Below are 14,444 nucleotides of genomic sequence, written 5' to 3'. Positions count from 1 at the left end.
AGCCGCTCCTGCCTGCCCTGGAGAGGCCTGTGCTGTGCCAGAAAGGGCGCTTCGTGGCCGATTCCGGCAACCCCAATGAGATCCCCCCGTCCACTGTCGGTGAGCACGGCGAGGTAACTGCCTCGTACGACGCCAGCGCGATCACTGTCCTTGAGGGGCTGGACGCGGTCCGTAAGCGGCCCGGCATGTACATCGGCTCGACCGGTGAGCGTGGACTCCATCATCTGGTGTACGAGGTCGTCGACAACTCGGTCGACGAGGCCCTGGCCGGGCACGCGGACACCATCGATGTGACGATCCTCCCCGACGGTGGGGTGCGCGTGGTCGACAACGGCCGCGGTATCCCGGTCGACATCGTGCCTTCGGAGAACAAGCCGGCCGTCGAAGTCGTCCTGACGGTGCTGCACGCCGGTGGCAAGTTCGGCGGTGGCGGGTACGCCGTCTCCGGTGGCCTGCACGGCGTGGGTGTGTCCGTCGTCAACGCCCTCTCCGCCAGGGTCGCGGTGGACGTCAAGCGTGATGGCTACCGCTGGACCCAGGACTACAAGCTCGGTGTGCCGACGGCGCCGCTGGCCCGTAACGGGGCCACGGACGAGAGTGGCACCACCGTCACCTTCTGGGCCGACGGAGACATCTTCGAGACGACCGAGTACTCCTTCGAGACGCTGTCGCGGCGTTTCCAGGAGATGGCGTTCCTCAACAAGGGCCTCACCCTGACGCTGACCGACGAGCGCGAGTCGGCGAAGGCCACCGCGGGCGCCGACACTGTGGGGGAGGTCGCCGAGGAGGAGCAGGTACGCACGGTCACGTACCACTACGAGGGCGGCATCGTCGACTTCGTGAAGTACCTCAACTCGCGCAAGGGTGAGCTCATCCACCCGACGGTGATCGACGTGGAGGCCGAGGACAAGGAGCGCCTCCTCTCGGCCGAGATCGCGATGCAGTGGAACTCGCAGTACAGCGAGGGGGTTTACTCCTTCGCGAACACGATCCACACGCATGAGGGAGGCACCCATGAGGAGGGCTTCCGGGCCGCTCTGACGGGTTTGGTCAACCGCTACGCGCGCGAGAAGAAGCTGCTGCGCGAGAAGGACGACAACCTCTCGGGCGAGGACATTCGTGAGGGTCTGACGGCGATCATCTCGGTGAAGCTCGGCGAGCCGCAGTTCGAGGGCCAGACGAAGACCAAGCTGGGCAACACGGAGGCGAAGACCTTCGTGCAGAAGGTCGTCTACGAGCACCTCACGGACTGGTTCGACCGGAACCCGAACGAGGCCGTCGACATCATCCGCAAGGCCATCCAGGCGCAGACGGCACGAGTCGCGGCGCGTAAGGCGCGTGACCTGACCCGCCGGAAGGGGCTGCTGGAGAGCGCCTCCCTGCCGGGCAAGCTGAGCGACTGCCAGTCGAACGACCCGACGAAGTGCGAGATCTTCATCGTCGAAGGTGACTCCGCCGGTGGTTCGGCGAAGTCCGGGCGCAACCCGATGTACCAGGCGATCCTGCCGATCCGAGGGAAGATCCTCAACGTCGAGAAGGCGCGGATCGACAAGATCCTCCAGAACACCGAGGTCCAGGCGCTGATCTCCGCGTTCGGCACCGGAGTTCACGAGGACTTCGACATCGAGAAGCTGCGCTATCACAAGATCATCCTGATGGCGGACGCCGACGTCGACGGCCAGCACATCAACACCCTGCTGCTGACCTTCCTGTTCCGGTTCATGCGGCCCCTGGTCGAGGCCGGACACGTCTATCTGTCGCGCCCGCCCCTGTTCAAGATCAAGTGGGGTCGGGACGACTTCGAGTACGCGTACTCGGACACGGAGCGGGACGCGCTGGTCCAGCTCGGCAAGCAGAGTGGCAAGCGGGTCAGGGACGACTCGATCCAGCGCTTCAAGGGCCTCGGTGAGATGAACGCCGAGGAGCTGCGTATCACCACGATGGACGTGGACCACCGGGTGCTCGGCCAGGTGACCCTGGACGACGCGGCACAGGCCGACGATCTGTTCTCGGTGCTGATGGGTGAGGACGTCGAGGCACGGCGCTCGTTCATTCAGCGCAACGCCAAGGACGTCCGGTTCCTCGACATCTGAGTCGGTCTCGGCTGACCGCACTGAAAGGACTTTGACCAGCAATGGCCGACGAGAATTCCCCTGTGATGCCCGAACAGCCGCCCGCCGTCCCCGGTATCGGCATGCGTGTCGAGCCGGTGGGGCTCGAGACGGAGATGCAGCGTTCGTACCTCGACTACGCGATGTCCGTCATCGTGTCGCGTGCGCTGCCGGACGTGCGGGACGGTCTGAAGCCCGTCCACCGCCGGGTGCTGTACGCGATGTACGACGGCGGCTACCGGCCCGAGAAGGGCTTCTACAAGTGCGCGCGTGTCGTCGGCGACGTCATGGGTACCTACCACCCGCACGGCGACTCCTCGATCTACGACGCCCTGGTCCGGCTGGCCCAGCACTGGTCGATGCGTATGCCGCTGGTCGACTCGAACGGGAACTTCGGCTCTCCCGGCAATGACCCGGCTGCCGCCATGCGGTACACCGAGTGCAAGATGATGCCCCTCTCCATGGAGATGGTCAGGGACATCGACGAGGAGACCGTCGACCTCCAGGACAACTACGACGGCCGTAACCAGGAGCCGGTGGTCCTCCCGGCCAGGTTCCCGAACCTGCTCGTCAACGGATCCGCGGGGATCGCGGTCGGTATGGCCACCAACATTCCTCCGCACAATCTGCGTGAGGTGGCGGCCGGCGCCCAGTGGTACCTGGAGAATCCGGAGGCCTCGCACGAGGAGCTCCTGGACGCCCTCCTGGAACGCATCAAGGGCCCGGACTTCCCGACCGGCGCGCTGGTCGTGGGGCGTAAGGGCATCGAGGAGGCTTACCGCACCGGGCGTGGTTCCATCACGATGCGCGCGGTGGTCGCGGTCGAGGAGATCCAGAACCGCCAGTGCCTGGTGGTGACCGAGCTTCCGTACCAGACCAACCCGGACAACCTCGCTCAGAAGATCGCCGACCTGGTGAAGGACGGCAAGGTCGGCGGGATCGCTGACGTGCGGGACGAGACGTCTTCGCGCACCGGTCAGCGCCTGGTCGTCGTGCTGAAGCGGGACGCGGTCGCCAAGGTCGTGTTGAACAACCTCTACAAGCACACGGATCTCCAGTCGAACTTCAGCGCCAACATGCTGGCGCTCGTCGACGGTGTACCGCGCACCCTGTCGATCGACGCGTTCATCCGGCACTGGGTGACGCACCAGATCGAGGTCATCGTCCGGCGCACCAAGTTCCGGCTGCGCAAGGCCGAGGAGCGCGCACACATCCTGCGCGGTCTGCTCAAGGCGCTGGATGCGATCGACGAGGTCATCGCGCTGATCCGGCGCAGCCAGACGGTCGAGGTGGCGCGCGAGGGCCTGATGGGCCTGCTGGAGATCGACGAGATCCAGGCGAACGCGATCCTGGAGATGCAGCTGCGGCGGCTGGCCGCTCTGGAACACCAGAAGATCACGTCCGAGCACAACGAACTCCAGGCGAAGATCAACGAGTACAACGCGATCCTGATCTCGCCCGAGCGCCAGCGGCAGATCGTCAGCGAGGAGCTGGCGGTCATCGTCGACAAGTTCGGCGACGACCGGCGCTCCAAGCTCGTACCCTTCGACGGTGATATGTCCATTGAGGACCTGATCGCCGAGGAAGACATCGTCGTCACCATCACCAACGGTGGTTACGTCAAGCGCACCAAGACCGAGGACTACCGCTCGCAGAAGCGTGGCGGCAAGGGCGTGCGGGGCACCAAGCTGAAGCAGGACGACATCGTCGCCCACTTCTTCGTCTCGACGACCCACCACTGGCTGCTGTTCTTCACCAACAAGGGCCGGGTGTACCGGGCGAAGGCGTACGAACTCCCGGACGCCGGCCGCGATGCCCGCGGCCAGCACGTCGCCAACCTGCTGGCGTTCCAGCCGGACGAGCAGATCGCACAGATCCTGGCGATCCGGGACTACGACGCGGCGCCGTATCTGATCCTTGCCACCAAGGGTGGTCTGGTGAAGAAGACGTCTCTCAAGGACTATGACTCGCCCCGTTCCGGCGGCGTCATCGCGATCAACCTGCGGGAGACGCCGGACGGCAGTGACGACGAACTGATCGGGGCCGAGCTCGTATCCGCCGAGGACGATCTCCTGCTGGTCAGCAGGAAGGCCCAGTCGATCCGGTTCACGGCGACGGATGACGCGCTGCGCCCCATGGGGCGTGCGACATCCGGTGTGAAGGGCATGAGTTTCCGCGAGGGCGACGAGCTGCTCTCGATGAATGTCGTCAGGCCGGGTACTTTCGTGTTCACTGCCACTGACGGCGGGTACGCCAAGCGGACCCCCGTCGACGAGTACCGCGTCCAGGGTCGCGGCGGCCTGGGAATCAAGGCCGCCAAGATCGTGGAGGACCGGGGCTCGCTGGTCGGCGCGCTGGTGGTCGAGAGTACGGATGAAATCCTCGCCATCACGCTCGGCGGTGGTGTGATTCGTACGCGAGTCAATGAAGTCAGGGAGACGGGCCGTGACACCATGGGCGTCCAACTGATCAACCTGGGCAAGCGCGATGCCGTGGTCGGCATCGCCCGCAATGCCGAGGCCGGCCGAGAGGCCGAAGAGATTGACGCTGTCGACGGCGACGCTGTCGAAGGTGGTCCGGTCGACGGTGACACGGTCGAAGCGGTAGTCGAAGGCACCGAGCCTTCGGCAGGGGAGCACGAGGAGTAGAACGTGAGTGGAGCCACGGGCGACGGAGCGGCCGCTTCCGGAGCTGGAGCACGCAGTGCCCGTGGCCCTGCCGCGGACTCTCAACGGGGAACGGTGACGGACACGCGTGGGGCGCAGCCTCAGTACGAGTCCCAGCCGTACCAGCCTCCGCAGGCGTACCCGTCGCCGGGCGGTACGCACGGCGGTCAGCGTACCGCCGGCGGTACGCAGGCAGGGGTACGTCGAACCCGTACGGGGGCGCGCACGACTCCACGTACGCGGAAGGCGCGGCTCCGGGTCGCCAAGGCCGATCCGTGGTCGGTGATGAAGGTCAGCTTTTTGCTGTCCATCGCGCTGGGCGTGTGTACCGTCGTGGCCGCCGCAGTGCTGTGGATGGTCATGGACGCCATGGGCGTCTTCTCGACGGTCGGCGGGACGATCAGCGAGGCTACCGGCTCAAGTGACGGCAGCGGCTTCGATCTTCAGTCGTTCCTCTCGCTGCCGCGGGTGCTCTTGTTCACAGCGGTCATCGCCGTGATCGATGTCGTGCTGGCCACTGCTCTGGCGACCCTGGGGGCCTTCATCTACAACCTGTCGGCCGGGTTTGTCGGCGGTGTCGAGCTGACTCTCGCCGAGGATGAGTAGAGCGCCGGCTATCGATTTTGGGACTGGCCCTGAAGTGCGCTAATCTTCAGGGGCAGCGCGGGGCTATAGCTCAGTTGGTTAGAGCGCATCCCTGATAAGGATGAGGCCACAGGTTCAAATCCTGTTAGCCCCACCGCGAACATCGGCCCGGACAGAGTCTCTGTCCGGGCCGATTGCATTACCGGGCCGGATAGTTGGATGGGAACTAGGTCACCGATCGGTATCGGCCGGTGTGTATAGTCGGGCGCCAGAAGTCCCTCACGTCAAGGAAAGACGAGGTCGCGCGGTGAAGAAGCTTCTCCTGGTCGCACTGGCTGCCATCGGCGGGCTCCTCGTGTACCGCCAGATCCAGGCGGATCGCGCCGAGCAGGACCTGTGGACGGAGGCGACTGACTCCGTGCCCGCAGGTTCGGGTGTGTGAGACACAGCGTCTTGATTGCAGGGCCCCGGCCGCTTTTGCGGCTGGGGCCCTGCCGCGTTCACGACGTGACATCGGAGCCATTGGTATTCCTCGCAGAGCACCGGTCGAAGAGCATGCCGCGCTCAAGAGTGCGGCGGGGGAGCGTAGGGTCCGCGGGCCTCTCCTCTCACTCCCCCTTGCCGGAGATGGCTGCCAGTGCCCTTAGGGGGCCATGCCCGGCGGCTCGTGGCGCCCTGGTGGGTTCGGGCGTATTGCAGCGCCTCGTTCTGGGACTGCGGATCCACCTGCGGGGCGGGCTCTCCGCGGGGCGGCTGGTTGTTCCACGTGAAACATCGGCGTTTGGGGCCAGCGTCTGAGCCGGGGACGCACGGCGGAACAGGCTTCAGTCGATCCCATCCATGCCGAGGCGGTGAGGTGTGCGCGGTGAGGATGTTTCGGCTCTGTACGCAGACAACGCGATGACCGGCGGGGCAGGATAGGCCGAAACCACGCTCGCTGCTGCGGTGGCTGGTGTCGTCCTCGTGATCTCGGTGATCGCGCGGCTGGTCTTCTGGCGGGGGCGTCCCCTGGCTGTCGGCGGACAACGAGGGGAGACAGGTGACGAGGCACCGCAGCAGGGGTCGGGTCGCGCTGACCGCAGTGGCGGCGATGTGCGCGGTGGGAGCACTACCGGGCAATGCCGGGGCGGTGGGTGATCGTGACCCGTATGCCTTCGATCAGCACGCGAAGACAGTGGCGGGGGCTGTGGCCAGCACTGAAGCGGCGCAGCTGAAGGATGGTGCGGTCTATCGCTCCTCCATCGGGCCCGGCGCCCGGCTGTACTACCAGGTGGCGCTGGACGCCACGTCCGATGCCTACGTCTCAGCTGTCGCGGTCCCCAAGCTGGGCCCACAGGTGAAGGTGGACTACACCGACGGCATCAAGGTGACCCTCCAGGACCTTCAGGGCGACTCCTGCGGAAACGATGGTGACGCGGTGTTCGGCTCCGCGGAATACCCTCGCCCGATCGCTGCTCAGGCCGGCCGGCGCATCAAGAAGGACGGCCTGTACTGCCAGGCGGCGGGACCGTACTACGTGCTGATCGAGCGGACGACCAAGGCTGCCGCCGCGCAGGAGGACTGGGGGCTGGAGATCCGCGTCGATTCAGAGCCGGGCCTCAAGGCCGGCTCTGGCGGCCCGACGGCAGCGCCGACCAGCTGGCCGTCCGCATCACCGGTTCCACCGACAGGTACGGCCGACCGGACCGAGGGCGGTACGGGGTTCAACGATGCGACTGTGCTGAAGCCCGGAGTGTGGGACGACCGGATCACACCCGGACAGACTCGTTTCTACCGGGTACCTGTCGGTTGGGGGCAGCAGCTCTTCGCCGGTGCCGACCTCGGTAGCTCCTCCGGTGACGGCTTCGTGGCCAGTGCCTTCGCTGTGCAGTTGTACAACCCGGTGCGGTCCGCGATCACCGAGGGATCCACGGCATACGACGGGAAGCCGAAGTCGACGGGGCCGGACCCGATGCCTCCGGTCGCGTACAAGAACCGGTACAGCGTGCGTGGTGACGTCAGCGGGGCAGGGATAGCAGGTGACTATTACCTGGCCGTCACGCTCAGCCCGGACGTCGCGAAGGCGTTCGGGGAGAAGCAGTACGGGCTGACGCTGCGGTTGAGCGTCAAGGGCGAAGAGAGTCCCCCGCCCGCGTACACGGGTGCCACGCCCCGCTTCGGCACGTCGGGCGGCGGTGACGCGGGGCGCAGCAGCATGAAGCTGGTGGGCGTCGCGGGGATCGGTGCGGGCACCGTGCTGGTTCTGGTGCTCGGCGTATGGACACTGATCGCGCGACGACGAACAGGAATGATGGCCGCCCCGGGGGCGGGGCAGCAGCCCCCGGCCCAGTACGGGCCGCCTCCCGCTTGGTAGCCCGGCCCTCGATGTGATGCGGAGAGGCCCCCGCGTGCTCTGTGTCAGCTCTGCGTCAGTGCCCAGATACCCACCGCGAAACAGATCAGCGCGATCACCAGGACCGGCACGGCCACCTTCGGGGGCGGTCCAGGACGTGTGCGCGGGATCGGAGACGGGCCGGGAACCTGGGAGGGGCGAGCGGTGTATGTATCAGTGTGAGGTTGTTCGTACGGGACCTGAGCAGGGAGGGGGGAGGTCTGATGCGACACCGTGGGGCCTGCGTGGGTGGCGGCGGGTGTTGGTGCCGCAGCCGGGCCGGTGGCGGTCGGCCGGGGAGGCGGGGCGAGATGGAAGCTCCCCGTTTCCGACATCGCAGCGTGCTGGGGCTGCTGCTGACCGGGTGCGGGCTGCTGTCCGGGCTGAGGGCCGTCGGCCGGTACGCCCTGCCGCGAGGTCGGCTGCTGTGCCGGCTGTTGCTGTACTGGCCGCTGCGATGCAGCTCCTTCCCGAGGGCCAATCGGGTCGGGCCCGTTCTGCCGCCGGGCCGGCCCACCGGGGGCGAACCCAGTGGGAAGCGGCCCGATCTGGTCGAAGACCTCGATGGGCGTCCCGCCGGGGCCGGGATCGGTCAGCAGTTCCACTGCCGTGGTCAGCGCTTTGCGGGCCCCCGTCGCCGTACGGAACCGTGCCTGGGGATCGGGCTGGAGCAGACCGGCGAGGACCTGCCACAGCGGCTCGGGGATTCCGACGGGCGCACCGGGTGTGCCGTGGGCCGCAAAGTGCTCCACAAGGGCTCTGGAATCCGGCTGTGCACCGCGGAGCAGATAGAGCGCGACCAGACCGACCGCGAAGAGGTCGGCTGTGAAGTCCGGTTCGGCACCCAGCATCTGCTCCGGAGCGAAGTAGCCGGGCGTCCCCACCACATAGTTTGTCTCGGTGAGGCGGGGCTCGCCCTTGCGCATCGAGATACCGAAGTCGGACAGCCGCAGGTGCGGCCGCCCGGTTCCGGTCGCTTCCATCAGGATGTTCGCCGGTTTGATGTCGCGATGGACGACGCCCTCCGCATGGACGGCGGCCAGCCCGGCCAGCAACTGGTCGAGCAGAGTACAGACGAACCGTGGCCGCAGCCGGCCGTGGTCGCGGATGAGGTGGACGAGCGAACCGCCGCTCACCAGTTCCATGGTGAACAGCACCTGCTCGTCATCCGCGGCCCAGCTGGCAGGGGCGAGCACATGAGGGTGATCGATGCGAAGTGCCTGCTCCCGTACGAAGCGCAGCAAGGTGTGGGCATCGCTCTGCTGAAGGACCTTGGCCGCCACATAGCGGTGCCTTCGGTGGTCCCAAGCGCGCCAGACGGCCCCGACGCCCCCGCGTCCGATTGGATCGACCAGTTCGTAACGCCCGGCGAAGACCTCACCCATGCGCTGTGCCCGCCCCCCTGTCAGCTGAGCCGCAGCGTCAGCTCTGGTGCGCCTCGTAGTGCGAGACAGCTTCCGCCGTGCGCCCGGCGCCGTACACCCTGAGGAACTCTGCCAGCTCGGGATGGGTCGGGGCGAGGGTGTCCGCCGCGTCGATGATGTCGCCCGCAGCCGATACGGAGCGCAGCAGCGACTGGATCTCACGCACCACGCGGCGCACCGTCGGTGCGCCCGTGGTGGACGGGGTCTGACCGTTGTTGGAGAGGACCGAGCCGCCCTGGGACTTCTTGATCTCTTCCATCCGGTCAGTGGCCTCGCCCGCACTCACGCTGCCGTCGGCGACCAGACCCGACAGCTCCTGAAGCGCTTGGACGCGCTGTACCACGGCCGGGTTTCCGATCTTGGCGCGTTGGCCGCTCATGAGCTGAGAGAGCATGGGCGCAGACAGCCCGAGTACTGCGGCGAGACGGGCCTGGTTGAGGCCCAGATCATCGATCAGGCGACGGAAGAGCGCCCCCAGCGGCTCTCCGTACCAACTGCGTTGGAGGTCCCTCGCTCTCGCGGTGGCCTCTTGTTGTGCTGCGTCCATTGCGTCTCCCCATCGCTTCCCCAGGCGGCGGCTTCGCTGCCGCGAACCTCCTGGTGCATCCTACGGAGAGTGGTCACGGACCGGGAGTCCCAATCCTTTTGTGAGATCACGCCTGTGACCCGCTACTCTTGTTCTCGCACCAACCCGTTTCGGGGCCTTAGCTCAGTTGGTAGAGCGCTGTCTTTGCATGGCAGATGTCAGGGGTTCGACTCCCCTAGGCTCCACAGGCGACCCCTTCTGACCGGCGGAAAGCTGGTCAGGAGGGGTCTTTGCTCGGTCGGTGCCGTTGATGGTCCGGCCGTACGGGTCGGTCCTTCGGGCGGCTCCCCCTTTCGACGGGCCGTCTCGGGCCAGACGAATTCCACCGGCATCCCCTTCGCCCGTGCTGCGAGCACCACGTTCGCTGTGCCTCCGCCCTCACCGGTCGGGGGTCCCCCGTTCCGGACGGCCACAAGGCGATCGGCGCGTTCCAGGAGGAGGGCGGTTGGCGGCGGCGCAGGCCGCAGGCCCGGCCGGATTCCTCGGGGAGGACCACGACGTCGTCGGACGCGGACACGAGGCGGTCGAAGAGCGGTACGTGGTCTGGGCGGACGGTCTTGGTGCGGTAGTCCCGGGAGGGGATGACGACGGCCAGGCGTCCGCCGTTGGCCAGGATGGCCTCGGCGAACAGCGAGTCAGAGCCCTCCGCGATGCAGGAGACCCCTACGAGTGGGCCGGGTCAGGGCGTAGGAGCGGAGGAGGTCCTGCAGCGCTGTACGGACCAGGGGCACGGTGTCCTCTGTCAGGTCCATGTGCCCTGTCACCGCGATCACTGTTTCCGTCACAGCCGTACTCCCGTGTTCGACAGCAGGCGCCGGATCCTGTCCTGGGCCTGCCGCCGGCCCGTTCGGCCGGCTGCTGCACAGCTTGCCACCGGTGTCAGGGACCGAGCGGCCACGGGTAACGTGCGGGCAGGCTGCGGCCCGACAGTTCCTGTTCGGTCGTGCGGAGTGCGGCGGTGAGCGCTCCATGGAAGAAGCGCACGGACCCCCTGCGGCCCAGCCTGTGTTTCACGTACCACCAGCGCAGCACCCGAGCCCTTCGGCGCCCGTTCTGATGACGTAGGACGGCGTACGACGCCCGAACTGGCTGCCCGTTAAGGGAGATTGCGAAAGCACGGACACCGGAGAAGCAGCCCAGGAAGCGCGCCTACGGATCATGGAGCCCGGTGAGACGCTCGGGCCACGGCCGGAGGGCAGGATCTCGGGGAGGCCGCTGACCTGCTGCCCAGGCGGCTATGTTGGATCTCGCATGCCTCGGGGTCGGGGCGTGGGGCTGGGAGGGTCCAGTGGGGGAACGACTCGGTTTTCGGATCCTCGGTCCGCTGTCCGTGACCGTGGGAAGCCGGAGGATATCGGCGGGAGGGGCCCGGCAGCGCACGATTCTGGCGCTCTTGCTCCTGAGCCCCGGACGGACCGTTCCGGTGGACACACTGGTGGATGCCGTCTGGGACGGCCGCCCTCCGGCCACCGCGCGGACGCAGGTGGCCATTGTCATCGCTGCGCTGCGCAAGACGTTCAGGACCGAGGGCGTCACCGATGACCTCATCGTGACCACGCACCCCGGATACCTGCTCAGTACCGAGGGGCACTCCCTCGACGCGGCGGAGTTCGACGAACTGGTGGCCCAGGCCGAGGCCGCGGTCCGGGAGCGGCGGACGGACGAGGCGGCGCAGCGCTACACGCAGGCTCTTGGCCTCTGGCGGGGCCCGGCGCTGGCCGGGGTGGGCGGCCGGGCAGTCGAAGAAGAGGCCGGGCGGCTGGAGGAGTTGCGGCTCAACGCTTTTGACGACTCGACGGCGGTACGGCTGGAACTCGGCCGGCATCAGGAAGTCATCCCGGAACTCCTCCTGGCGGTAAGGGGGAATCCGCTGAGAGAGCGGACCCTGCACCATCTGATGCTGGCCCAGTACCGGTCGGGGCGACGGGCTGATGCCATGGAAGCGTTCCGGTTCGCCCGTCGGCTGTTCATTGATGAGCTGGGCCTGGAACCCGGCCCCGCAATCCAGGAGTTGCGGGACGCGATCCTGCGCGATGATCCCTCGCTTGCGCCCATCGCGTCCGGGACCGCACGTGCCCCCATGGCGGCCGAGTCGGTCTGGCCGGGCACCGCGCTGGTCCCTTCCGAGCTTCCTCCCGAAGTGGCCGGCTTCACCGGCCGGTCACGCGAGCTGGAGGCGCTGGACCGCTTGGTGACGAGGACGGCAACGGCAACGGCATGGCCGAAGGAGACAGGAGCAGGGGCAGAGACAGGAAGAGAGGCAGGGGCAGAAGCAGAGGCGGCCGCGACGCAGTCTCCTGCTGTCGGGCTGATCACCGGTGTCGCCGGCATCGGCAAGACGGGGCTGGCACTCCGCTGGGCGCACCAGGTCGCCGAACGATTCCCCGGCGGTCGGCTCTTCGCCGATCTGCGCGGCTACGACGAACATCACGAACCCGCGTCCGCCAGGGATGTGCTCAGCAGGCTGCTGCGCTCGCTGGGTGTGCCGAGTGAGCAGATTCCCGCGGAGCTGGAGGAGCGGACCATGCTCTACCGGACCGTGCTCGCTGACCGGAAAGTGTTGCTGGTCCTCGACAACGTACGCTCGTTCGCGCAGGTCAAGCCGCTGCTGCCGGGCAGCGGGGCGTGCTGTGTACTGATCACCAGCCGGGAGCAGCTGGAGGAGCTGGTCACCTGGCCGCAGCAGGCTCGGGTACATCTCGGTCTGCTGTCCGGCGAGGAAGCGATGCAGCTGCTGGGCCGGATCGTGAGCGAGGGCAGGATCGCGGCCGCGCGCACCGACGCCCTGCGACTGGTGGAGCTGTGCGACCGGCTGCCGCTGGCACTGCGCATCGCCGCCGCCCGGCTGGCCTCCAAGCCGCACTGGTCGGTGCGGCACCTCGCCGACCGGCTGAGCGACGAACGGCGCCGGCTGGACGAGCTCAGCCAGGGGGAGTCCCAGGTGCGCGCCAGTTTCGCGCTCAGCTACCGGCATCTGCCGCCCGAGGCCGCCTGCCTCTACCGGCGGCTCGGTCTGCTCCAGGTGCCCGATTTCGCGGTGTGGGTGGCCGGTGCGCTGCTGGACGTGGGTGTACTGGAGGCCGAGCGGCTCATCGAACTCCTCGTCGACGCACAGTTCCTGGAGGCCGTCGGGGTGGACGCGACGGGGCAACTGCGTTTCCGTTTCCAGAACCTGCTGCGGCTGTACGCACATGAGCGCGCCCGGGAGGAAGAGGGCGCCGCCGATCAGTGGGCGGCCCGCGACCGGGTCTTCCGTACCTGCCTCACACTCGCCGAACAGGCCCACCGGCGTGAGTACGGCGGTGACTTCTCGGTGCTTCACAGCGAGGTGGAGCGCCGGAATCTCGACCCTGCGGTGGTGTCCGGACTGCTGGCCGTGCCGCTGGAGTGGTTCGAGGCCGAGCGGCCGGCGCTGCTCAGTGTGATCGAGCAGTCGGCGGGCCTCGGCATGGATGACCTGGCGTGGGATCTGACCATGTCGATGGTGCCGCTGTTCGAAATCCGGAACTACGTGGAGGACTGGCGGGTGTGCTGCGAGCACGCCCTGGGGGCGGCGCGGGCAGCCGGCAATGTGCGCGGCCAAGCGGCCATGCTGCACGATCTGGGCGCGGTCGCGCTGCGGCTGCGCAGACTGGAGGATGCGGACGCGTACTTCGCGTCGGCGCTGGAACTGCACCGTGCCACGGACGAGGAACACGGCGCCGCACTGACCTTGCGCAACATGGCGATCATCGACCGGATGCGTGGCGACCTGGATACGGCGATGTTCCGTCTCCAGCAAGCCCGTTCGGTGTTCCTGCGCGTCGGCGACCGTTCCTCCGAGGCACACGCGCTGAACAACATGGCGCAGATCGAACTCGACCGGGGCTGCCCGGACACCGCCGTCCGGCTGGGTCTGCAGGCGGTGGCCGTCTCGGAGAGCATCGGCGAAGGCGGCGCCCGCGGTGTTGCCCAGGGAACGCACCGGCTGGGCCGTGCGTATCTGGCGCAGGGCAGGTTCGAACGGGCCGAGGAAGCCTTTCTGCGGGTGGTGCGGATCGTCAAGGAGAAGTCGGACATGGTGGGCCTCGCGTACGCGCTTCTGGGTCTGGGCGAGGCCCGGCTCGGTGCGGGCGCGTCGCAGAAGGCCGAGCACACGCTGGCGGACGCCCTTGAAATCGTGACCCGGACCAACAGCCCGCTGGTGGAGGGACAGATCCGTCTGGCGCTCGCGGACACGTACGGGAGAACGAGGCGCATCGCCGCTGCCCGGCAGCATCTGCTGGCCGCCCAGCGGATCTTCGAGATGGTGGGTACGAGGCCGTGGCAGGAGCGCGCCGCGCAGGCTGAGCGGCAGCTGCTTGCACTGCCGGTGGAGAACGCGTGCGGGGAGAACGGTCCGTAGGGCGGAGGGCAGCGCCCAAGTACGGAGGGCCCACTGTGAACGACGGGCCGTCCCCGAACAGGACCGCGCCTGTGAGCAGGACCGCGCCTGTACGCAGGACCCGCCCGTGAGCAGGACCCCGCCCATAACAGGACCGCGCCCGCGAGCAGCCCGCCGGGCAGGCGGCAAGCCCGCGGCAGCCCGCCCCCCACCAGCCCCACGCCCGCCACCGGATCGGCAGCCCGGACCGTAACCGGCCTGCCGGACCGGAGCGGTAGCCACCGGACACCGGATCGGCAGCCCGGTCCGCAGCGAGTGGGCCGAACGGAAGCGGCGGG

8 protein-coding genes and 2 tRNA genes are annotated in these 14,444 nt (G+C 67.8%); 8 read left to right on the top strand and 2 right to left on the bottom strand.

The features are described 5' to 3' along the window. Nucleotides 1-29: 29 nt before the first annotated feature. The 6 genes from gyrB to OG584_RS17060 all read left to right on the top strand — a co-directional run bounded on the left by gyrB (nucleotide 30) and on the right by OG584_RS17060 (nucleotide 7,715). Nucleotides 30-2,093 carry a DNA topoisomerase (ATP-hydrolyzing) subunit B gene (gene gyrB, locus OG584_RS17085; RefSeq protein WP_405778832.1) on the top strand — a complete coding sequence of 688 codons (2,064 nt, stop codon included), beginning with the start codon at nucleotides 30-32 and terminating at the stop codon, nucleotides 2,091-2,093. 41 nt (nucleotides 2,094-2,134) lie between these two features. Then, entirely contained in the window at nucleotides 2,135-4,759 is a 2,625-nt protein-coding gene (gene gyrA, locus OG584_RS17080) for a DNA gyrase subunit A (RefSeq protein ID WP_405778830.1), read from the top strand. A 93-nt stretch (nucleotides 4,760-4,852) separates the two neighbouring features. Continuing rightward, nucleotides 4,853-5,383, top strand: a complete 531-nt coding sequence (locus OG584_RS17075) for a DUF3566 domain-containing protein (RefSeq protein ID WP_405778828.1) — start codon at nucleotides 4,853-4,855, stop codon at nucleotides 5,381-5,383. A gap of 59 nt (nucleotides 5,384-5,442) precedes the next feature. Continuing rightward, nucleotides 5,443-5,516: transfer RNA gene (locus OG584_RS17070), tRNA-Ile, on the top strand. 153 nt (nucleotides 5,517-5,669) lie between these two features. Then, complete coding sequence (locus OG584_RS17065) at nucleotides 5,670-5,804, top strand: DLW-39 family protein (RefSeq protein WP_003958712.1); 135 nt, start codon at nucleotides 5,670-5,672, stop codon at nucleotides 5,802-5,804. A 744-nt stretch (nucleotides 5,805-6,548) separates the two neighbouring features. Further along, nucleotides 6,549-7,715, top strand: coding sequence for a hypothetical protein (locus OG584_RS17060; RefSeq protein WP_405778826.1), 1,167 nt, complete (start codon nucleotides 6,549-6,551; stop codon nucleotides 7,713-7,715). Nucleotides 7,716-7,759: 44 nt separating this feature from the next. Here OG584_RS17060 and OG584_RS17055 read toward each other — a convergent pair whose 3' ends face one another. Beyond that, a complete protein-coding gene (locus OG584_RS17055) occupies nucleotides 7,760-9,118 on the bottom strand; it encodes a serine/threonine-protein kinase (protein WP_405778824.1) in 1,359 nt (452 codons plus the stop codon). A gap of 37 nt (nucleotides 9,119-9,155) precedes the next feature. After that, complete coding sequence (locus OG584_RS17050) at nucleotides 9,156-9,704, bottom strand: helix-turn-helix domain-containing protein (RefSeq protein ID WP_405778822.1); 549 nt, start codon at nucleotides 9,702-9,704, stop codon at nucleotides 9,156-9,158. A 151-nt stretch (nucleotides 9,705-9,855) separates the two neighbouring features. Here OG584_RS17050 and OG584_RS17045 point away from each other — a divergent pair. Both OG584_RS17045 and OG584_RS17040 read left to right on the top strand, forming a co-directional pair. Continuing rightward, a tRNA-Ala gene (locus OG584_RS17045) sits at nucleotides 9,856-9,928 on the top strand. Between the two features lie 1,052 nt (nucleotides 9,929-10,980). After that, entirely contained in the window at nucleotides 10,981-14,127 is a 3,147-nt protein-coding gene (locus OG584_RS17040; RefSeq protein WP_405778820.1) for a BTAD domain-containing putative transcriptional regulator, read from the top strand. Nucleotides 14,128-14,444 lie beyond the last annotated feature (317 nt).

The sequence above is a fragment of the Streptomyces sp. NBC_00859 genome (assembly GCF_045161865.1).
In the GTDB taxonomy this organism is placed as follows: domain Bacteria; phylum Actinomycetota; class Actinomycetes; order Streptomycetales; family Streptomycetaceae; genus Streptomyces.
Note: the sequence above shows the minus strand (reverse complement) of the source record. Positions and strands in the feature narration are given on the sequence as shown.

What these genes read in the sequence shown, in the direction of transcription:
- gyrA (WP_405778830.1), top strand. Translation starts at nt 2,135, where the DNA reads ATGGCCGACGAGAATTCCCCTGTGATGCCCGAACAGCCGCCCGCCGTC.
- OG584_RS17055 (WP_405778824.1), bottom strand. Translation starts at nt 9,118, where the DNA reads ATGGGTGAGGTCTTCGCCGGGCGTTACGAACTGGTCGATCCAATCGGA.
- OG584_RS17050 (WP_405778822.1), bottom strand. Translation starts at nt 9,704, where the DNA reads ATGGACGCAGCACAACAAGAGGCCACCGCGAGAGCGAGGGACCTCCAA.
- OG584_RS17040 (WP_405778820.1), top strand. Translation starts at nt 10,981, where the DNA reads ATGTTGGATCTCGCATGCCTCGGGGTCGGGGCGTGGGGCTGGGAGGGT.